At 46.1% G+C, this 21,575-nt stretch carries 20 protein-coding genes; 2 read left to right on the forward strand and 18 right to left on the reverse strand.

Annotation, left to right across the window (positions count from 1 at the left end; genetic code table 11):
• Positions 1–21: 21 nt before the first annotated feature.
• Genes CI595_RS21055 through CI595_RS21085 form a run of 7 tightly spaced genes read right to left on the reverse strand, consistent with a single transcriptional unit; the run spans position 22 to position 6,044 of the window.
• A complete protein-coding gene (locus CI595_RS21055) occupies positions 22–984 on the reverse strand; it encodes an ABC transporter ATP-binding protein (protein WP_095175579.1) in 963 nt (320 codons plus the stop codon).
• Complete coding sequence (locus CI595_RS21060) at positions 981–1,991, reverse strand: ABC transporter ATP-binding protein (RefSeq protein ID WP_095175580.1); 1,011 nt, start codon at positions 1,989–1,991, stop codon at positions 981–983. Before CI595_RS21060 ends, CI595_RS21055 begins: the two co-directional genes overlap by 4 nt.
• A 12-nt stretch (positions 1,992–2,003) precedes the next feature.
• On the reverse strand, positions 2,004–2,879 hold the full coding sequence (locus CI595_RS21065; RefSeq protein ID WP_095175581.1) for an ABC transporter permease: 876 nt from the start codon (positions 2,877–2,879) through the stop codon (positions 2,004–2,006).
• Between the two features lies 1 nt (position 2,880).
• Positions 2,881–3,858, reverse strand: a complete 978-nt coding sequence (locus CI595_RS21070) for an ABC transporter permease (protein ID WP_095175582.1) — start codon at positions 3,856–3,858, stop codon at positions 2,881–2,883.
• Between the two features lie 17 nt (positions 3,859–3,875).
• Positions 3,876–4,559: a nuclear transport factor 2 family protein gene (locus CI595_RS21075; protein ID WP_095175583.1), complete on the reverse strand. Its 684-nt coding sequence runs from the start codon at positions 4,557–4,559 to the stop codon at positions 3,876–3,878.
• A 17-nt stretch (positions 4,560–4,576) separates the two neighbouring features.
• Entirely contained in the window at positions 4,577–5,248 is a 672-nt protein-coding gene (locus CI595_RS21080) for a nuclear transport factor 2 family protein (protein WP_095175584.1), read from the reverse strand.
• 19 nt (positions 5,249–5,267) lie between these two features.
• Entirely contained in the window at positions 5,268–6,044 is a 777-nt protein-coding gene (locus CI595_RS21085) for an SDR family NAD(P)-dependent oxidoreductase (protein ID WP_095175585.1), read from the reverse strand.
• Between the two features lie 221 nt (positions 6,045–6,265).
• Here CI595_RS21085 and CI595_RS21090 point away from each other — a divergent pair, with 221 nt between their 5' ends.
• The gene (locus CI595_RS21090; protein WP_095175586.1) at positions 6,266–7,231 is read left to right on the forward strand and encodes a sugar-binding transcriptional regulator; all 966 of its coding nucleotides are present in this window, start codon (positions 6,266–6,268) and stop codon (positions 7,229–7,231) included.
• A gap of 549 nt (positions 7,232–7,780) precedes the next feature.
• Here CI595_RS21090 and CI595_RS21095 read toward each other — a convergent pair.
• From CI595_RS21095 to CI595_RS21145, 11 genes are all read right to left on the reverse strand, one after another.
• On the reverse strand, positions 7,781–8,839 hold the full coding sequence (locus CI595_RS21095; protein ID WP_095175587.1) for a hypothetical protein: 1,059 nt from the start codon (positions 8,837–8,839) through the stop codon (positions 7,781–7,783).
• 1 nt (position 8,840) lies between these two features.
• The gene (locus tag CI595_RS21100) at positions 8,841–9,707 is read right to left on the reverse strand and encodes an L-ribulose-5-phosphate 3-epimerase (RefSeq protein ID WP_095175588.1); all 867 of its coding nucleotides are present in this window, start codon (positions 9,705–9,707) and stop codon (positions 8,841–8,843) included.
• A 13-nt stretch (positions 9,708–9,720) separates the two neighbouring features.
• Entirely contained in the window at positions 9,721–10,824 is a 1,104-nt protein-coding gene (ulaG, locus tag CI595_RS21105) for an L-ascorbate 6-phosphate lactonase (RefSeq protein WP_095175589.1), read from the reverse strand.
• Between the two features lies 1 nt (position 10,825).
• Positions 10,826–11,050, reverse strand: coding sequence for a hypothetical protein (locus CI595_RS21110; protein ID WP_095175590.1), 225 nt, complete (start codon positions 11,048–11,050; stop codon positions 10,826–10,828).
• A 19-nt stretch (positions 11,051–11,069) separates the two neighbouring features.
• A complete protein-coding gene (locus CI595_RS21115; protein ID WP_095175591.1) occupies positions 11,070–12,272 on the reverse strand; it encodes a cofactor-independent phosphoglycerate mutase in 1,203 nt (400 codons plus the stop codon).
• 11 nt (positions 12,273–12,283) lie between these two features.
• Entirely contained in the window at positions 12,284–13,501 is a 1,218-nt protein-coding gene (locus tag CI595_RS21120) for a homoserine dehydrogenase (protein ID WP_095175592.1), read from the reverse strand.
• 4 nt (positions 13,502–13,505) lie between these two features.
• Positions 13,506–13,949: an ACT domain-containing protein gene (locus CI595_RS21125; protein ID WP_065544405.1), complete on the reverse strand. Its 444-nt coding sequence runs from the start codon at positions 13,947–13,949 to the stop codon at positions 13,506–13,508.
• 74 nt (positions 13,950–14,023) lie between these two features.
• Positions 14,024–15,146 (reverse strand): peptide chain release factor 2 gene (gene prfB, locus CI595_RS21130; RefSeq protein WP_104803222.1). Its coding sequence is split into 2 segments (ribosomal slippage): positions 14,024–15,070 and positions 15,072–15,146, totalling 1,122 coding nucleotides; the frame shifts between segments, so codons are not numbered across the junction.
• Between the two features lie 36 nt (positions 15,147–15,182).
• The gene (locus CI595_RS21135; RefSeq protein ID WP_095175594.1) at positions 15,183–15,425 is read right to left on the reverse strand and encodes a hypothetical protein; all 243 of its coding nucleotides are present in this window, start codon (positions 15,423–15,425) and stop codon (positions 15,183–15,185) included.
• 135 nt (positions 15,426–15,560) lie between these two features.
• Positions 15,561–18,131 carry a preprotein translocase subunit SecA gene (secA, locus tag CI595_RS21140; protein WP_095175595.1) on the reverse strand — a complete coding sequence of 857 codons (2,571 nt, stop codon included), beginning with the start codon at positions 18,129–18,131 and terminating at the stop codon, positions 15,561–15,563.
• Positions 18,132–18,274: 143 nt separating this feature from the next.
• Positions 18,275–19,288: a GntR family transcriptional regulator gene (locus CI595_RS21145; protein ID WP_095175596.1), complete on the reverse strand. Its 1,014-nt coding sequence runs from the start codon at positions 19,286–19,288 to the stop codon at positions 18,275–18,277.
• 269 nt (positions 19,289–19,557) lie between these two features.
• Between CI595_RS21145 and CI595_RS21150 the strand changes: the two genes are divergently transcribed.
• Positions 19,558–21,564, forward strand: a complete 2,007-nt coding sequence (locus tag CI595_RS21150; protein ID WP_095175597.1) for a beta-galactosidase — start codon at positions 19,558–19,560, stop codon at positions 21,562–21,564.
• Positions 21,565–21,575 lie beyond the last annotated feature (11 nt).

The raw sequence follows: 21,575 nt of genomic DNA on the forward strand, positions 1-21,575 counted from the left end.
TCCTCCTATCGCGTGATATAGTTAATGAATGTTATTGATCTCATGAACAAAATGACAACTAACCTCGTGCTTATCCCTTATCATCTCCGCCCTTGGATTTTCCTTAAAGCACATGTCTTTCGCATAGGGACATCTGGATGCAAACCGGCATCCCGGTTTAGGATTTATGGGTGACGTCAGCTCCCCCTTCAGTTTGATCCTTTTACGTTCATGGCGGACATCCGGTATGGGAACTGCTGCCAGCAGCGCTTTCGTATAAGGGTGGAGCGGATTTTCAAAAAGCTCCTCCGATTCTGCCTTCTCCACCATCTGCCCCAGATACATGACCATGATATGATTCGATATATATTTCACCACGGACAGATCATGCGTGATAAACACATAAGTCAGCCGGGATGCCTCCTGAATGTCCTGCATCAGGTTTAAAATCTGTGCCTGAATAGACACGTCCAGCGCTGAAACCGGCTCATCACAAACAAGGAACTGGGGATTCAGAACCAGTGCCCTGGCTATCCCGATCCTCTGTCTGCGGCCCCCATCCAGTTCATGAGGATAAGTATTTACCAGACGTCTTGCCAGCCCTACCGTATCCATGATTTCATATACCTTTTCCTCCATCTCTTTCTTGCTGTATCCCCCCGCAATTTTCATAGGTTCTTCGATGGTTTGGTAAATAGTCATCCTCGGGTTTAGAGATGCATACGGATCCTGAAAAATAAGCTGCATCTCTTTTCTCAGCTCACTTAATTTCTGTCGGCTGACTTTTGTAACGTCTTCCCCTTTGTACAGAATTCTGCCTCCTGTGTTATCCAGAAGATGAAGCAGTACACGACCCAGAGTAGACTTTCCGCATCCTGATTCCCCCACAATGCCCAGTGTCTCCCCTTTTTCAATGGAAAAGCTCACATCATCCACAGCATGCAGCATACCTGATTTCACATCAAAATATTTCTGTAAATGCTGTACTTCCAGCAATGTACTCATGCTTTCACCTCCCCATCCGCACAGTATAAATCATGAAAACACCTTACCCAATGACCATCCTCAATCTCTACCAGTTCCGGTAGCTGCTGTACACAATTTTCCGTACAATGTCTGCACCTTTCCCCAAATTTACAGCCCTTTGCCAGATTTGACGGATCCGGCATCAGCCCCTCAATGGGTTTCAGCCTTCTGCTTTTACTTTTCAGGCTGGGAAGTGAATCAATCAGTCCTCTTGTATAAGGATGTGATGTATGCTCAAAAATCTGCCATGTGGTGCCAAGTTCCACAATTTCACCTGCATACATAATAGCTACACGGTTGCACATCTCCGCAACCACCCCCAGGTCATGGGTGATCAGAAGGACAGAGGTATTCATCTTTTCCTTTAATTCATTCATCATGTCCAGCACCTGCGCCTGGATTGTCACATCCAAAGCCGTTGTGGGTTCATCCGCGATCAGGAACTTTGGTGAACAGGCCAGTGCCATAGCGATCACCACACGCTGTTTCATGCCCCCGGAGAATTGATGGGGATATTCGTTGTAACGGTCATTGGATATCCCCACCGTTTCCAGCATTTTCTTAGCCTGTTTCTGTGCTTCCTGTTTATCCACATTCTGATGCAGTCTGATGACCTCTGCAACCTGTTCTCCCACCTTATGCACAGGATTCAAGGCTGTCATAGGGTCCTGAAAAATCATGGATATCTGGTGTCCCCGGACAGCACGCATCTCTTTTTCCGAAGACTGAAACAGATTTTTTCCCTCATATTCAATACTTCCGTTCATTACTTTTCCCGGAGGTGACTGTATCAAGCCCAGGATTCCCAGTGCGACCGTTGTCTTACCGGCGCCGGTTTCTCCTACAAGGCCAATGGTCTCTCCGTGCAGAATATCCAGGCTGAAATGGTCCACCGCCTTACAGGTTCCCATTTCTCTGGTAATGTAATAAATAGACAAATCCTTAATGGACACTATCGCATCCTTCTTATTTTCCCTCTCTGTCATATGCCGCCTCCGTCAATTTTTCATTCTGGGATCAAGCGCATCCCTCAGTCCATCGCCTATGAGGTTGATAGACAATACAGTTACTGCAATGAAACATCCCGGCACTGTGACAAGATACGGATAGGAGAGAATATATTTTCTGCCTGTGGAGATCAACGCTCCCCACTCCGGCATAGGCGGCTGCACGCCCAGCCCCAGGAAACTCAGGGATGCTGTAAAAAGAAGCGCCTGTGCCAGGCTCATGGTGGTCTTAATGATCAACGGTGAAAGAACGTTTGGAAGTATATGCTTAAAAATAATCCTGCTGTCCCTGGCATCAATCGCCCTAGCAGCTTCCACATATTCCTGGTCCTTAACGGTTAGGATCGGCCCGCGCACCATTCTGGCAACAGAGGGCATTGCGGGAACCGCCACAGCGATCATAGTATTTACAAGCCCTGTGCCCAGAGTTGCCGAAATGACCATTGCCAGAAGAAGGCTCGGAATCGCGCTGAATACATCCAGAATACGCATGATCACATCATCCACTCTTCCCTGGTAAAACCCTGCAACAGCCCCCAGAACCGTTCCAAATATCAGGGAAAGGGCCGTGGATCCAAATGCTACTAGAAGAGAGATCCTGCCCCCGTACAGAACTCTGGCCAGCATACTGCGTCCCAAATCATCAGTACCCAGCAGACCACCCGAACCTGGTGACAAAAACCGGGAACCTATATTCTGTGCATCATATCCCTCCGGACAGATAATTCCTGCCAGCAGGCAGACAGAGACGATCACTACGATCACTGCCATTCCAAACACTGCTGTCTTAATCCTGAAAAAGCGCCCCATAGCCTCCTGGAAGAGGCTTTTTTTCTTAACAGCGTTCAAACTTATGTCCTTTCCCATGTTAATTGCCTCCCCCCGTTTTCTTAACTCTCTTCCTCTTAGCCGAACCGTTTTTAAAATTCTCCTTCACACGCGGGTCAATCCCGGCATAGGCCAGATCCACTAAAAGATTTACAATACATACCGCCACGGTAAGTAGGATCACTGCACCTCTGATCTGTGGATAGTCCCTGGCACCGATTGCATCATACATGAGTTTTCCAAGACCCGGTATGGCAAATACCGTCTCACATACCATAGCCCCGCCAAGGTTTGTTCCAAAAATATTTCCCATATTGGTTACAATGGGAATCAACGCGTTTCTCAGCACATGATTCCACGTAATGACTCTCTCTTTCTGTCCCTTTGCCCTGGCCGTTCTTACAAAATCCTGATCCAGATAATCCAGCATGGAAGACCTGGTGATCCTCATGGTGGAACAGGAGCATATGATTCCCAGTGTAGTAGCTGGCAGCACTATGTATTTTGCTCCGTAAAATCCGGATACGGGAAACCACTGGAGCTTTACTGCAAATGCCAGTATCAGCAGCAACCCCAGCCAAAATTCCGGGATGGACACCCCCAGTACAGAAAAACACTGGGCCAGATTATCCTGCCATTTTCCTCTGTGCAGTGCTGCCCATATTCCCAGCAGACAGCCCACTACTGTTGCAATAATTGTCATAGATAATGCAAGGATAAATGTTTTGGGGAACCGCTCCACGATTTCCGCTGTAACGGACCTGCCCGAACGGTAAGAGATACCAAAATCCCCCTTCGTCACAATGTTCCACATATATTTCCCATACTGGACCAGCAGGGGCTTATCCAGATCATATTTGGCATGAAATTCATCTATCTGCTCTGTGGTAGCATTATCACCCAGTACCATTCTCGCGGGGTCTCCCGGTGATAAATATAAGAGAAGAAAGACCAGAAAAGAAACCCCGATCAAAACAGGAATAATCTGGAGAAATCTTTTCAATGTATATCTAGCCATATTCCACCTCCCTTTTCCTAACCTTTTTTTGTCATAAGGTTAATATACATCCAGTCGTTATCCGTCTCAACTGGAAACATTTTCCATGTGTCCTTTCTGGGCGGCTCCGGTACCGGTTTTCTCACTTCAGCTTTCTGATAAGCATACTTTCCCAGAAAACTTCTGTCCTGTTCAGGTGTAAGGGGAGGCCTCGTATTAGTGGGTTCCATATTTCTCACCCATCCCTGGTGATATTCATTTTTTGTAGTTCTCTGCCATGCGCCGGATAATATTTTCCATTCCCCGTCTTCCTTTACATGGGTTCCGGGCACCATACCCAGGCTGATCAATGCCATGGGCTTTTCACGGAATTTGGATAGCCCTTCCACTCCCAATGACCACCAGACTGCCCTGGCTTTTGTACAGTCCTCATCTACTTCTATAATAGGTGTTGTCAATGGATGGATCAGAGAATTTCCCTCCAGGCTGTCCACAACAGCCTTTGCCCTGAATTCCATCTCTCCCTTTACATCAAAATCGGGATGCTTCAGCGCTTTTAGCTCTCTTCTTTTCTCCCCTATATGCTGGTCATCATGAAATATGGCAGCCTGCCCTCTTAGATTTTTAATTTCCCACACGGAGAGAAGTTTTTCCACCCTCTGTTCCAGCCGGGCAAACTCCATTTCACCAAGCCCGTTGATATCCTCCATGCTAATCCCCATATCTGCTCCCTCACTTTCTATTTCGTCTTGTCTTTGCAAAGCATCCAGTCCGCAGTGCCCTCATGGACCGCATACGGCCTTGGACAAGCAGGGATGCCTTCCCTGACTGCAAGAGGAGAATACGGATTATGGTAGGTTGTCGGTTTTGCCAACGGATGCATGGGAATATTGGGCCTGTTGATCATACTGGTATCCTCTGTCCAGCCCTTGTCATAAGAACATTTGATATAACGGAAATAATGAAAATGCCATATTTTCCACTCTTCACCTATTTTAATAAAATCTGCACCGATCATGCCCCAGGCCCAGATTGCCTCCGGCTCTCTGTCTTCACGGGCAATTGCCCCGCCTCCCGGACACCACCAGACCGCTTTAGCGGTTTTTAAATCTTCTGCCACCTCGACCATAGGGGTTGTGAGCTGCACATCCAGCATCTCTCCCTTCACCGGCTTTTTCCCTGCCGTTTCCTCCACAATCACTCGAACCGCTTCCGGGCCCCGGAAAACACCTTCATCTGCATATTCCAGGGATACATCTTCCTCTTCCAGTGCAAAATGTGCAAGAATTCTGTCAGCCTGTCTGAAATTAAAGGCGGCCACCGTTCTCCCCATTTCATTCTGAATCTCCTGATATGCTTCCAGCTTCTGTAAGTTTTTAAATACATCTCTTTTTCTGGTTTCTGTAATCATTGTTCCATCTCCTCACAATTTATCTGGCCAGATGCAGCCCCCCGTCAACCGGCAGAATCACTCCATTGATATAACTTGAGGCAGGGGACAGGAGAAACATGATGGCTGCTGCCTCCTCCTCCGGCCGTCCCGGTCTGCCCATTGGGTTGATCTCGATCAGATGCTGCATGAAATCCCCCTCCACAGCACTATGGTTTCTTGGGGTATGAATGGGACCTCCTGGGCAGACACAGTTGATTCTGGTCTTTCCGTTCAATTCTACGGCCTGGTGCCTGGTATAACCTGCGATGGCCGATTTTGCAGCCGCATACCAGGGGTCTCCTCCACCGCCCTCCCAAACGCCTGCAAGAGCCGCTACATTTACAATGGCTGATCCCGGACCCGGGTCTGTTGCCTCAAAAGCACGGCACAATCTGTGTATTAAACCGACTGCTATAGCTATAACTTCTTCAAACTCCCAATGGCTGTTCAACATTTTAGGACCTGCGACATTTGCCAGATACAGCGGCCTGCAAAAATCAAGTGTTTCCTTCATAGCCCGCGCAACATCCGAATCAGAGGCTAAGTCAGCCTGTATAGGTTTCATGTTCCTGCCTGCGCTGCCGGCCCGCTCTATAGTCTCCCGTATTCCCTCTGCATACATATCCCATGCTGCTACTTTAAGTCCTTCCTGCGCTGCCAGAATGGCTGTAGCCGCTCCAATACCGCTTGCGGCTCCTGTGACTATGATGCCTGTCCCTTCCTGGGCTGCCCACCCGTCAAAAATTATTTCCGGCTCTCTGTAGTTTTCTGCCATTTCCCAATTTCCTCCTTAACTTCATGTCTCTTTGAATTTTTATGACTTTACTATACCATGTCTGTTTGACTACACACATTTTATAGGCTTTTTGCACAAATGTGCGTTTTTCTTCGGAATTTCCCACAAAATTTTCCCACCATTATTTTCTCAACTTATCTCTTTCCCAATATTTCCAAACATGCTATACTGTTTTCAGATTAATAGAAGAGGTATTTACTATGACCGAGAAAGAACTTAAAAAATTAAGTCTTCTTGCAGAGGTAGCCTGTGATTATTACGAAAGGGGATTAGACCAGTCCGAGATAGCTGACCGGCTGTATCTTTCCAGAACCCGCGTGTCACGCCTCTTGAAGGAAGCAATGGAAAAAGGAATCGTAAAGATAACCATTGATTACAGCTACGAAAAATATAACCGGCATTATGAATTGGAGGAGCGTTTTCTCAGCCGTTTTCCTTTGAAAAACGTACTGATACTGAACAATCGAAACCGAGACCTGCGGTTTTTGCAAAGAGATGTGGCTAACCTGGCTGCCACTTATGTGATGGACCATCTGAAAAAAAACATGGTTATCGGAACTGCCTGGGGCACCACTCTGGCGGATATGCTTAAGTTTTTATATCCCGCGGATATGCCCATTGATATTGTTCAGTTAATGGGCGCTGTCCCTTGTAAAACGCCAAACTGCACTCCCCAGTCCATTGTTGCCGGGATGGCAGACCGTCTGCAGGGACATGCTGACTTTCTGAATATGCCCCTCTATATTGAAGATGACTATGTACGTGAGAAAATCTGTAAGGACAGTAATAATGCCGTGATTTTAAATAAAGGAATGTTTTCCGATATGATAATAACCAGCGTAATTGATGTGGAACGCGTGGGGGAGAAGGATATTTGGCTTGGTTATATGACGCCTGAGCTATATGGGGAATTGATTCAGAAAGGTGCCGTGGGGTCGATGTTTGCCCACTTTTATGACAAAGAAGGAATTGAAATTGAATGTACCTGGAATCAGAAATGTGTGAGTATCCCTATTAAATTTATAAAAAGCGTGCCTGATGTGGTGGTGGTCGCCTCTTCTCCCCTAAAGGCACAAGCGATCCTGTCTGCAATAAAAGGGAATCTGGTCGATACACTGGTAACTGACGGAACAACGGCAACCGCTGTGTTGAATCTGCTGCAGTAATATTATAATTAAATCTATATTTTCTCAAACCCTTTGAATTATCAACATAACAAAGAAGAGGATAACCATTTATCTAAATGGAGACCTCTTCTTTATAAACAATATTATCCTTTCAATCCACAGGTATTCACCTGACTATTTCATTATATAACACTTCGATAAAATTGTATATAAAAATATATACTTTATCATTCTACCGCATTGACTTTCCATGCCAATAATGATATATTGATTTTAAGGAACAAGCGTGTTATAGGGTGGGTTGACCTTCATTCTACATAGAATGGGGGTGGTGCTTATGAAGAACAATTTTAGTTTTAATGATCTAATACAGTTCGGATTATTTTTAATTGCACTACTGACATTCATTTATTTGATTAGTCATTAGATTTGCATAAAAAAACCACCCTTATACTTTGACCAGTGTGATAGGGTGGTTTTTCTACTTAAATAACAGGTCAACCCTCTTACGGGCGCTTGTTCTTTTTCTATTTTTACTATAACATTTTTATTTTCTAATTTCAAGGCTATTTTTATGCGGGAAATATTTTACTTTTCCGAATTTGTGATTTTATACAATGCTATTTCATCTTTTTCCCTGTTAGCAGCCACAATATACGCATCTTTTCCTTTGTTATATTTATATATATTTGCCGCCCCGCATCCACTGTCTAATATTTGGCTGGTGTAAGTACCTGTCTTGGGACAGAATGAAAATGCGATGAGGCTGCGCTCACCTTTTCTGTGCCCTATCACTACTGTCGGTCTCCCGCACAGTTCCCCTCCGAAAATGGCATGGGAAAACTCTGCGGGTTTTCCGTAAGTATATGCCTTTTGAAAAACATTGTTACATATTTTATAGATACTGATCGTATCACCGTGGAACGGAGATATCACAGCCAGCTCCTTTATTCCGTCACCATCCAAATCAATCAAAACACTGTCACTGCCGGGTACATCCAGTATTTTTTGTATCTCCCATTCCCCACAGCTATCTGCAGGCGGAATGAAATGGAATATTCCCTCCTCTGCAGAAATGACCGCAGTTTCCCACCCTTCTTCTGCAACCCGGCAGTATCCATGGTTTTTTGTAAGTCCGCTGCAAATCACCTCCAAATGAAGCTGATCCCTCTCACTAAAGACTGTCAAATCATCCGGCAAAACGGCTGCATACACTTTGCCCGTAGAAGACCAGTCATCCCTATACGCATGAGCGGATTTCAAGGTACAGGCAATAAGATAATGGACCCCGTTCCTCTCCAGAATATCAAACCTATGTACAAAAGGCAGTTTGACCACTGTATTGACTGCCCAGCCGCCTTCTGCTCCCGGAGTTACGCAGACAATCTCCGCATCCTCTGAATCATTGGGGGAATAAAACCTGTGAGTTGCTAAAAACTGCCCGTTACTTCCGGGTACCTGAACCATACTCATAGTTCCCCCTGGCGCTGTCCACACAACATCCTCCCGGTTTCCCTCCAAATCAAACAAAAGACAGGACGCTTTCTTCTCCGCCGCTACCAGAATATGGTTGGCATTATTATAAAACAACGGTGCAACAGCGTAACACTTTTCCAGATGTCCAATCACTTTTTTCTCAACCTTCATCTCAAACCGCCTCCTGTTTTACCCCTCTCTGCTTATCGAGAATATCTGACATCATCCGCCTTGCCTCCAGAAGATCCCCCTCCCAGTTTTGATTTCCCGTGTACCAGAACTCTGTCACAAATTTCCTGATTCCCAGCTCCCAGGCCGTCTCTATTGCTGTCTGAAAGTCCACATGTCCTTTTCCAAATTCCACTTCCCTGAAGATTCCGGGTTTCGTTTCCTTTAAATGCATGGCTACCAAATGTCCTTTTCCACAGTACAAATCCTTCATGACCGCCTCTTTTTTTCCGCTTACAGCATTTGTGATATTACCGATATCAGGATACACCTCTAAATAGGCAGAGGACACTGCTGCCACATATTCCATAGCTTTTTGCACCGTGTTCATAAATTCCGTCTCCATAGTTTCAAAACCTATTATGATACCCGCCTCTGCTGCCATCTCTGCAGCTTTCTTTAAATTTCTAATAAAATTATTTCTGGATACCTCATCTGATTCTTCATAATAGACATCATAACCCGCCAACTGGATAATGCGAATCCCAAGATCATCTGCAAGCCGAATTGCCTTTTTCATGATTTCCATGCTTTTTTGCTGTATTTTATCTTCGTGACTGCCCAGAGGATATTTCCTGTGCCCGCTCAGACACATGGTTCTTATTGGGATTCCCACAATGCGCATAAGATTAAGCATTTCCAATCTCTCTGCCTGGCTCATATCAAGACGCGACAGTTTTTCATCTGTCTCGTCAATACTGACCTCCACAAAATCAAACCCGGCGGCTTTAGCTGCTTCAAGCTTTTCCTTCCAGCTTAATCTTTCCGGCATTGCCTTCTCATATAATCCTAATGTGTATTCTTTCTCCATACAATCCCCCTAACTACAGACACGAACGGAAAGGAATATTCTGGGGATGTTCAAAACAATCTTCAAACCCTCTTCTGTGATGATATTCCATCTTTTCTTTGTCTGTGGGATATACATATTTCCCTCCCACTTCCCAGAAAAACGGATGAAACCGATAAGCCAGCCTCTCTTTTTTCATCTCATAAAGAACACGGATTTCATTGACATCAGCCATAAAATTACTCCATACATCATAATGGATTGGAACGACAACTTTACATCTAAGCGCTTCGGCCATTCTGAGTATATCACAGGAGGTCATCTTATCCGCTATCCCTACGGGATTTTCCCCGTAAGAACCGAATGCCACATCAATATCATTATCCTTTCCATGCTTGGCAAAGTAGATTGAATAGTGTGAATCTCCGCTGTGGTAAATATTTCCTCCCGGTGTTTTTATGAGATAATTCACAGCCTTTTCGTCCATATCCACAGGACAGATTCCCGTCAGTTCCTCCCTGTCGGGACCGGCAGAGTCTGTGGTGACCAGACAGGTCCTGTCAAAAGAATCCAGGCAGATGATCTCCAAATCTTTTATTTTTATTTTATCACCTGGTTTTACCTGTATGCACCGCTCTTGTGGAACGCCCCACTTCACCCATGTCTCTACTGATTTTTGGGGTCCGATAAAAGGAATGGGAACCTCTTTTCCATCTTCATCTCTTGTCGTCATATTACTCTGCAGTACATGGGCTGCAAACTCTGCACTCATATGGTCCTGATGATAATGGGTAGCTAATACAGCATCTACGTGTTTTACGGCAAAAGGATCCAGTACGAAAGGAACAGCTCTTAGATTGGGCTGCATATTCCTGGCACCACTCATATTTGCCATCTGATGCCCTTCCCTCATTTTTCCGTCACCATGTGTCCTCTTCCCATTTCCGCACCATAAGTCAATGGTAATATTGCAGTTTTCCGGTGTTTTCATCCAGATTCCCGTACAGCCAAGCCACCACATTGCAATGGTTCCGGGTCTTACCTGCTCCTGCTCAATTTCCTCATTCAGCCAGGTTCCCCATTCGGGAAAGGTATCCATGATCCATTTCTCTCTTGTCATCTCAGTCACTTTACTCATTTCATTCCATCTCCTTACCTGTATTGTGTGGTAATTTATAAGTCAACTCTTTACGAATTATATAGTTTATTTTACGTTCTTTTTCAGCCGCCATATAAACACTTCTATATTCGCACATTTGTGCCTTTTTAATCTGCAATGAAATGATTCGATTCCCATCACCAAACGGGACTGCAAAAACCCCGTATAAAAAAGAGCAGAACAGCCAGTGCCCATGCACCGCCATTCTGCTCTTCTATATTCCTCTACATCTCAAACAAATACCCCATCAGCTCATGCCCTTTTTCCACCAGCTTCCCGCTCTTAGAAGCCTCATCCTCATTATACATCCAGCCATGTGTCTCCTGTCTCCTGCTGTCATACAAGAGATAAGGAACCGGGTTGGCTGTATGTGTCTTCACACAGATAGGGGTCGGATGGTCCGGCAGTACCAGCATTCTGTACTCCTGACCGGATGCATCCAGCGCATCTTTTACCAGCCGGATCACCCTGGCGTCCAGGTATTCGATCGCTTTTATTTTCTTTTCCACACTGCCCTGGTGGCCCATCTCGTCCGGTGCCTCCACATGGATATACGCAAAATCGTATCCCTCTTTCAGCAGTGCGTCCACAGCCGCCTGTGCTTTTCCTTCATAGTTAGTGTTCAGGCCGCCGTTTGCGCCTTCCACAGTGATATTATACATATCCGTGCCCACCGCAATTCCTTTTAACAGATCCACTGCGGAGATCATGGCGCCTTTCTTGTGGTATTTTTCCTCAAAAGAAGACAGGGCAGGTTTTGTCCCCGCACCCCAGAACCACAAGCTGTTTGCCGGATTCAGGCCATTTTTCTTTCTCTCCTCATTCAGAGGATGATGGGCCAGAATCTCATAGCTCTTTTTCTGCATGTCCAAAAGAAGCTGTTCCTTGGGCAGATAGTCTTTAATACCTTTTCCACGGATATCGTGGGGCGGTGTCAAAGGCACCACATCGCCTTTTGCCCAGATCAGGCAGTGACGGTAGCTGGTTCCCACATAGAACTGGAACATTTCGTTCTGCAGCTCTTTTTTCACCGCTTCTAATAACACCGCAGCGTCCTCTGTGCTGATCTCATCGGAACTGTGGTCTAAAATCCTCTTGTCCTCGTAATTCTCCTCTTCCTCGGAGAGTGTGACAATGTTGGCGCGGATAGCAACATCCCCGTCTTTCATTTCCACACCGATATTCAGCGCCTCCAAGGGAGAACGCCCTGAGTAGTATACCTTGGGGTCGTAGCCGAGAACTGACAGGTTCGCTGTGTCGCTTCCGGGATTCATCCCATCCGGTACGGTCTTTACCATGCCGATTTCCGACAGACCAGCCAATTCATCCATGGCGGGAGTATGGGCATACGCCAGAGGCGTCCTGCCTCCCAGTTCTTGAAGCGGCTCATCAGCCATTCCGTCGCCTAATATCAAAACGTATTTCATTCTCAGCACCTCTATGCACGAACGCGGATTCTTGTGATAATGTCCGGAAGTTTGGCAGCTTTCTCTTCAAATGCCGCCTCGCTCATGGGCGCTGTGACAAAACCAAATTCTCCCGCCACATCGGGCACACCCACTGTTTTAACTTTTCCAAACACGTCTTCCACACTGCCGATATCGCCTGTCATGCTGCCTTTGATGCGCACAAAGAAAGGATGCTCCACATCTTTGATGTCCATCAGTTCCAGACGTTTGCTGCTCCAGCTCATCATGATATTTCTGTGCAGATGTTTTGCACAGTCAACCACATCACCCACCACCGCGCTTGCAGTGGGAAGCTTGCCTGCGCCGCTGCCGTAGAACATGGCATCGCCCAGCACATTACCGTGTATGAAAATAGCGTTAAATACGCCGTTTACGCTGTAGAGAGGGCTGTCCTGCCCTACCAGGGCCGGGCTTACCATGGCATAAAATTTGCCGTCTTCCCTTTTGCTGGTTGCCAGCAGTTTGATGCTCATGCCAATGCCTTTGGCATATTTCACATCCTCCACCGTGATCTTAGTGATACCCTCTGTATAAATATCCTCATAATCCACATGGCATCCGAATGCCAGGGAGGAGAGAATGGCAATTTTCCTGCAGGCATCATAGCCTTCCACATCCGCCTCCGGATTGCGCTCTGCGTAGCCTTTCTCCTGTGCCTCTTTCAGCACATCCTCAAAATCTGCATTCTCTTCCGCCATTTTGGTGAGGATATAGTTGGTTGTTCCGTTTAATATACCGGAAATCTCGTCAATCTCGTCCGCTGTCAGAGAAGAGTTCAGTGGACGGATAATGGGGATCCCTCCGCCGCAGCTTGCCTCAAATAAATAGTTGATGTCTTTTTCTCTGGCGATCTCAAGAAGCTCCAGTCCGTGTCTTGCAACCAGCTCTTTGTTGGATGTGCAGACACATTTGCCTGCCTCCAGCGCACGCTTTGTAAAGGTATAAGCAGGCTCCACACCTCCCATGACCTCCACGATGATCTGTACTTCCGGGTCATTGATAATGGTCTCATAATCATGCACAAGAACATCTTCTACCGGATCTCCCGGAAATTCTCTCAGATCCAGCACGTATTTGATGTTGATCTCCTCGCCGGCCTTCTTGTTGATGCTCTCATGATTGGTGTTGATGACTTCCACAACGCCTGAACCTACGGTTCCGTATCCTAAAACTGCTATCTGTATCATGCTTTTACTCCCTGCCTAAGATTTTCAGATAATGTACGCCCTCAATGTGCTCTATTTCATCCACCATAGTCTCCGCATCCCCCTGTGTGGGCAGGATTTCCACGCTGATAGTCAGACTGGCTATCCCGTTGATGGGAATACTCTGGTGTACGGTCAGAATGTTGCCATGATACTGGGCAATGGTCCTTAATACCGCAGAGAGCAGCCCAGGCTCGTCATCCATCTGAAGTATGAATGTAATGTTCTGTCCTTTGGTCTTTTCTTTAAAAGGAAAGATATCATCCTTATATTTATAAAAGGAACTTCTGCTGATACCCACAGCTTCCACTGCTTCCTGCACCGTAACAGACCTCTTGGATTCCAGTAGTTTCTTGGCTTCCACTACCTTCAAGAGGACTTCCGGCACTGCTTTTTCTGTTACTACAAAATACCTTTTATTGTCCGACATTTTCTTCCCCTTTGTTTGTTCTTGAAATACATTTGTATGTCTCCAAAAGATATTAGCACATTTAGGCAATTTTATCAACTGTTTTTCTTATTTCCCAAAGCAATCCACTTTAAATAGGCATTGATAAAGTTATCAATGGCACCGTTCATGACCGCATCCACATTTCCGGATTCCTCGTTTGTGCGATGGTCCTTCACCATAGTGTAGGGCTGCATAACATAAGAACGGATCTGACTGCCCCAGCCAATGTCCGTCAGTTCTCCCTGGATGCCGGAGAGTTTCTGTTCCTGCTCCTGCTGTTTCAGAAGATACAGCTTTGCTTTCAGCATCTGCATGGCTTTGTCTTTATTCTGGAACTGTGACCTCTCGTTCTGGCACTGTACCACGATCCCTGTGGGGAGATGGGTGATTCGTATGGCGGAGGAGGTTTTATTAATATGCTGTCCGCCCGCACCGCTGGAACGGTAGGTATCTATCCTCAGATCATCATCTTTGATCTCAACGTCCACATCCTCCTCAATATCCGGCATAACATCGCAGGACACAAAAGAAGTCTGGCGTTTTCCCGCTGCATTGAACGGTGAAATACGGACAAGACGGTGAACGCCTTTTTCAGACTTCAGATATCCGTAGGCGTTTTCCCCGTTGACCTGGAAAGTCACAGACTTGATCCCTGCCTCGTCCCCGTCCAGATAATCCAGAACCTCTGTGCTAAAGCCATGGCGGTCCGCCCACTTCATATACATACGGTACAGCATGCTTGCCCAATCGCAGGACTCTGTTCCGCCGGCCCCTGCATGGAGGGTGACAATGGCGTTGTCCTTGTCATATTCTCCTGACAGAAGTGTTTTCACACGGATATTTTCAAAATCCGTGATAAACTCATCCAGCATTTCCTGGATATCCGGGATGACGGAGGCGTCATTCTCCTCGTATCCCATCTCGATCATCAGCTCGATCTCTTCCTTCTGGTTCTGGAGTTTGTTGTAAATCTCTATATCTTCTTTGAGGGTGCTCAGCTCCTTCATCATTTTCTGGGACCGCTCCGGGTTATCCCAGAAATCCGGTGCCTCCATTTCCCTCTCTAATTCTTCAACCCGCTTTTCCTTATTAGCCAGGTTAAAGTGAATCCCTCACTTCCACTAATGGTCCTGTGTAGTTGTTCAAAGTATATTTGAACTGGTCTAATTCTACCATTTAGCTTCACCTCTTTCTGTGAATATTTTTTTATTTTTATTCTTCGTCGATCTCCACAGTCACCATGTAAATGGATACCTGCTGTTCGACCTTGCGCACAATGCCTGCAAGCTTTGTGAGCGGCCGTTTCAGATTGCTGGACATGGCTATGGCATCCTTGATGGTATAATAATACATCATACCTGACATGGTGCTGGCCCTATCTTCTTTCAGCTCTACGCGGTCGCCGGGTTTTACCAGACCCTCGCGCTCCATGGTGAAATCCACCATCTGTCCCATTTTCTCACCTTCCTGCTCACATAGGATGTGTTCTGTACACATCCGTATACTGACATATACCGGGGCCGTTGCAGCCCGGAAAATCCCCCGGATGTAACAGCCCCGTATCTTACTGTGGTCTTTTTTGTGTGCTGTTTAAACCGGCTTTCTGCCGCAGCACTGTTTATATTTCTTACCGCTTCCGCAGGGGCAGGGATCATTTGGATATACCTTTTTCTCTGCTCGCTGCACCGGTTTTTTAGGACCTGTTTCGTCCTTGTTGGTGCCTGTCACCTGGGCAACCTGCTCTCTCTCCACCTTCTGCTCGATCCTTACGTGGTACAGCAGACGCAGGGTGGTCTCCTGGATAGCGGAGATCATGGTGTCAAACATTTCATATGCCTGCATCTTATACTCTACCTTTGGATCACGCTGGCCATATGCCTGCAGACCGATACCTTGGCGGAGCTGGTCCATATCGTCAATGTGGTCCATCCACTTCTGGTCAATGACCTTTAGAAGGATGACACGCTCCAGTTCACGAAGCTGCTCCGGTTCCGGAAACTCTGCCTCTTTTTCCTCGTAGAGCTTGACTGCCTCTTCTTTGAGATTCTGTTTTAACTGGTTCTTCTTCAGACCTTTTACTTTTTCCTTTGTGATCGGCTGCAGCGGAATAGTGGGAAGAAGGACACTGTCCAGTTCTCCCAGATCCCATTCTTCAGAATCCAGGTCATCAGAGATGCACATGTCAACCGCATGTTCCACGGTATCGGTGATCATCTTGTAGATAGATTCCCGCATGTTCTCTCCGTCCAGAACCCGGCGTCTTTCTTTATAAATGATCTCGCGCTGCTCGTTGTTTACCTGGTCATACTCCAGCAGGTTCTTACGGATGCCGTAGTTGTTGCCCTCGATCTTCTTCTGTGCTTTCTCAATGGCACTGGAGAGCATTTTATGCTCGATCTGCTCGTTTTCCGCAACGCCCAGGGATTTGAACACGGACATCAGCTTCTCGGAACCGAACAAACGCATCAGATCATCTTCCAAGGAAATATAAAAACGTGATTCACCCGGGTCTCCCTGACGTCCGGAACGGCCTCGCAGCTGGTTATCAATTCGCCTTGACTCATGACGTTCCGTACCGATGATCTTCAGACCGCCTGCCTGTCTGGACACATCGTCCAGCTTAATATCCGTACCACGGCCGGCCATGTTGGTGGCAATGGTAACTGTTCCTGCCTCACCGGCATGGGCCACGATCTCAGCCTCCATCTCATGGAATTTGGCGTTCAATACCTGGTGCTGGATGCCCTCACGTTTCAGCATACGGCTTAACAGCTCGGAGGTCTCAATGGTAATGGTACCAACCAGTACCGGCTGTTTTTTGGCATGTGCTTCTTTGATGGCCTCAACCACCGCACTGAATTTTTCTTTCTTTGTCATATAAACAGCATCGTCACTGTCGATACGCGCCACCGGCTTGTTGGTGGGGATCTCAATAACATCCATGCCGTAAATGTCACGGAACTCTTTCTCCTCTGTGAGCGCAGTACCGGTCATACCTGACTTCTTGTCATATTTGTTGAAGAAGTTCTGGAAGGTGATGGTGGCAAGGGTCTTGCTCTCTCGTCTCACCTTTACATGCTCTTTTGCCTCGATCGCCTGGTGAAGACCGTCTGAGTAACGGCGTCCCGGCATGATACGTCCCGTGAACTCATCCACGATCAGGACTTCGTCGTCTTTTACCACATAATCCTGGTCACGGAACATGAGGTTGTGGGCACGCAGCGCAAGAATGATATTATGCTGGATCTCCAGATTCTCCGGATCTGCCAGGTTTTCAATGCTGAAGAATTTCTCTACTTTATGGACACCCTGCTCAGTCAGGTTGACGATCTTGTCCTTCTCATTGACAATGAAATCTCCGGTCTCGATGATCTCCTCACCCATGATGGCTGTCATCTTTGTCATTTCCCCGCTGGCCTCACCGCGTTCCAGCTGTTTTGCCAGTATATCGCAGACTTCGTAGAGACGGGTAGACTTTCCGCTCTGTCCGGAAATAATAAGAGGTGTTCTTGCCTCATCGACCAGTACAGAGTCCACCTCATCAATGATGGCATAATGCAGATCTCTCTGTACAAGCTGCTCTTTGTAGATCACCATGTTGTCACGCAGGTAGTCAAATCCCAGCTCGTTGTTGGTCACATAAGTGATATCACATGCGTACTGCGCACGTCTCTCGTCATTTTTCATGGAATTCAGGACCACACCCACGGTCAGTCCCAGAAATTCATGAACCTTGCCCATCCACTCCGCATCACGGTGTGCCAGGTAATCGTTGACGGTTACAATGTGTACGCCTTGTCCTTCCAGCGCATTTAAATATGCAGGGAGTGTGGAAACAAGGGTTTTACCTTCACCTGTCTTCATCTCGGCAATACGGCCCTGATGAAGGATAATACCGCCGATGAGCTGCACCCTGTAGTGCTCCATATTCAGCACACGCTTGGCAGCCTCTCTCACCGTAGCAAACGCTTCCGGCAGCAGGTCATCCAGTGTCTCTCCTTCTTCCAGACGTTTTTTATATTCCCTGGTCTTACCGCGCAGCTCGTCGTCACTTAACGCCTGCATGGTGGGGCGCAGAGCTTCGATTTTGTCCACAGTGGCAGTGATACGCTTTAATTCCCTCTCACTGTGGGTTCCAAACATTTTTTGAACTAAACTCATGTTTTATGCTCCTAATTTTCCAATTTTCAGACTGCTGTAGGGTTTCCGTACAAATAGGAAAACCTATTTTCGTGGATATTATTCCACATTACTTTACATTGTAACACTTTCTTTCTTTGAAAACAACAAAAAAAAGCGCAGGCTCAGCGGCCAGACTCCATATTACAGCCGACCTGCTTCTCTTTCAGGACTGCCGTGATCCGTTCCTCTAAATATATCAAACTGCCATTATCAATCAAATAATGAAAAGGTATTACTTTCCCGCCCTTTGCAATATACTGTTCCAGCAAACCATCTGCCACCCGTTGTTCCAACAGAATGGAATCGGGATTAATGACAATTGCATCATACTGTCTCAGCAGCATACTATCTGCCTCTACGGATAGGGTGTTCTCAAAATGAGTGCTGACAGATTTCAGTTTTGGCAGGAAATATGCCAGCTGATCCGTAATTATCTGAGCGAACTTATTCGTCCTGCAGAAAATCCCAACCGATGAGGACGGATCTAGTCTGGAAATATTCACGATGGTATCTCTGCTGGGTGCCACGGCCACTTTTACCAAAATCTCTTTCTGTTCTTTGATATGCTCCGCTACCTGTTCGTAATGTGTTGTTGTTGTAAGGATCAAATCATAGCTGGATAATAAAGCCTGTGGATTGTCATCCAGCAGTATTGTCTCCACTAAAAATGCGGATATACTGATATCCGGTATGTATAACAGCTGTTTCTTGAAAATTTCCAGAGACTCTGCATTGCAATCGATCACCGCCACACGCAGCCCTTCTTTCCCTCCCTCTCTTTTTGCAAGGCTGATCTTCATCAGATTCAGAATTTCCGGTACGGAAAAATTCCAGTCTTCTAATGTATCGAGAAGATTGTCCAGCAGTTCAATAGCAGCCAGGCGCTTCTCATTTCCCGTCATTATTTCATTGTTATGTATATACGAACCACTTCCCTGTATCACTTCAATTACCCCGTTGTCAGCAAGCTCCTTATATGCTTTTTTTACGGTTCCCCGGGAAATCCCCAAACGTTCAGCCAGTTCTCTTTCCGTTGGCAGTTTATCTTCCGGATTTAATCTGCCTTGTTTAATATCATCCAGGATTTCATCCACCAACTGTTTATAAATGGGTTTATTTTTATCTTTATCAATCATTTCTGGTCTCCTCAATTCCGATACTTCTTTATATCCGGTACATGATCATTTATTAAGTATTATACCAATAATGTACCACACTAAGCAACCGAACATTATGTTTTGACCACTATATGTTACTTTTTCACAATTCTTCCCCCTAAGTATTGGTATATATTTTCGGAATAAATGGTTGCTTTTTCGCCTTATAGGTATTATTATTTTAGTATACCAATTTATAAATGGTACATTATAGGACCATTTAAAATCTAAAGGAGGACTAGAAAATTATGTGGTATGGAGGAGATTATAACCCGGAACAATGGAACCCTGAGACAATTGATGAAGATATCCGTCTGATGAAACAAATGCATGTCAATTGTGCAACGGTAGGCGTTTTTGCATGGCCGAAACTGGAGCCTGAAGATGGTGTATTTCAATTTGAATGGATGGACCAGGTTCTCGACCGCTTATATCAAGAACATATTGACGTTATACTTGCAACCCCTACTACAGCAATGCCGTACTGGTTAGAGCATAAGTATCCTGATATTATGCATGTTGACATCGAGGGCCGCAGAGTGCAGGGGGGCTCACGGGAGAAGATCTGCCCGAATAGTCGTGTGTATCGTAAATACTCTGCAAGAATTGCCGGTGAACTCGCAAAACGTTACGGGCATCATCCTGCCGTAAAGCTCTGGCACATTAATAATGAATACCATTTTTACTGCTACTGTCCTGCCTGCGCAGAGGAATTCCGAAACTGGCTCCAAAAGAAATACAAGGACATTGATGCGGTAAACACTGCATGGAACACTGCTTTCTGGGGACATACATACACCAGCTTTTCCCAAATACTTCCCCCAAGTTATCTTACGGATATTAAAAGAAACCAGCTTGCAGGACGGGATGTAGCCTGTTTTCAAGGACAGTATATTGACTACATGCGCTTTATGAGCAGCAGTGTCCGTTCCTGCATTGAAAATGAGAAGAGGGAAATCAGAAAATATTCCAGCCTTCCCGTTACCAATAATTTCTCTGATTTGGTAAAGACTTATGATTACTGGGAAATCTCAAAAGCAATTGATGTGATTTCCTGGGACAATTATCCCACCTTTCATACACCAATGTATAAACCTGCCTTTATCCACGATCTGATGCGCTCCATGAAATCTCAGCCCTTCCTCATGATGGAACAGAATCCCGGAAATATCTCATGGGAAGATTACGGTCCTATAAAACGTCCCGGTGAGGTGGCAGATATCTGCTGGCAGAGTACCGCCCACGGTGCAGACAGCAATCTATTTTTCCAATGGAGGCAGTCCAGAGGCGGAGTGGAGAAATTTCATGGGGCTATGATTCCCCACAGCGGAAGGCTCGATACCCGGATGGGTAATGAACTGATTCAGCTGGGAGAGCAGTTTGAACGGTTGGGAAGTACTGTGGAAGGTGCCATGCCGGATGCCAGAGCCGCAATTTTATTTGACTGGGAGAATTGGTGGGCATTGGAAGGCTCTGCCATTCACAACTGCCATCTGAAATATTACGATCAAATTTTAAAATACTACCGTGCATTCTATGAAATGGGTATACCTGTGGACGTTGTCTGTGAATCCACCTGCATGGATAAACAGTACGACCTGATCGCAGCACCTTGCTTTTACATGTGCTCTCACGAGTTCTCAGAAAAAGTAAAAGACTATGTAAATGCCGGCGGTACATTCCTTACTACCTTCCTGAGCGGAATCACGGACAGAACCGATAATGTAATATTGGGAGGCTATCCCGGCGCCTTTCGTGATGTTCTCGGCCTTTGGGTGGAAGAGATAGACGGCATGTATCCGGACATGAGAAACAGTATTGTTCTAAAGGACGGGTCTCAATACGATTGTGGCGAAGTCTGTGACCTGATCCGGTTGGAGACAGCCAAGGCCATTGGTCTATATGGAAAAGATTTTTACCGGAATACTCCATGTGTGACTGTCAATACTTACGGAGACGGACACGCCTATTATATCGGCACAAGCCCGGAGCATGGATTTATCAAAAAACTACTGTCAGATATCTGCCGCGACCTGCAGCTTACTCAATATGATCTGCCTGAAAATGTGGAAATTGCATTTCGTATCAAAAGCGGAAAAAACTATACATTCCTAATGAATCATAATAATGAATCGGTAAATATAAATTTGGACCATTCATATCATGACATCATAAGCGGAGCAAGAATGTACGGCCTTATTTCCATGCAGCCCCGCCAGTGCATGATTCTGGAGAATCTCATACCGGCTGACTAACGGAAAACTAC

The organism is Blautia hominis, assembly GCA_002270465.1.
Classification (GTDB): domain Bacteria; phylum Bacillota; class Clostridia; order Lachnospirales; family Lachnospiraceae; genus Blautia; species Blautia hominis.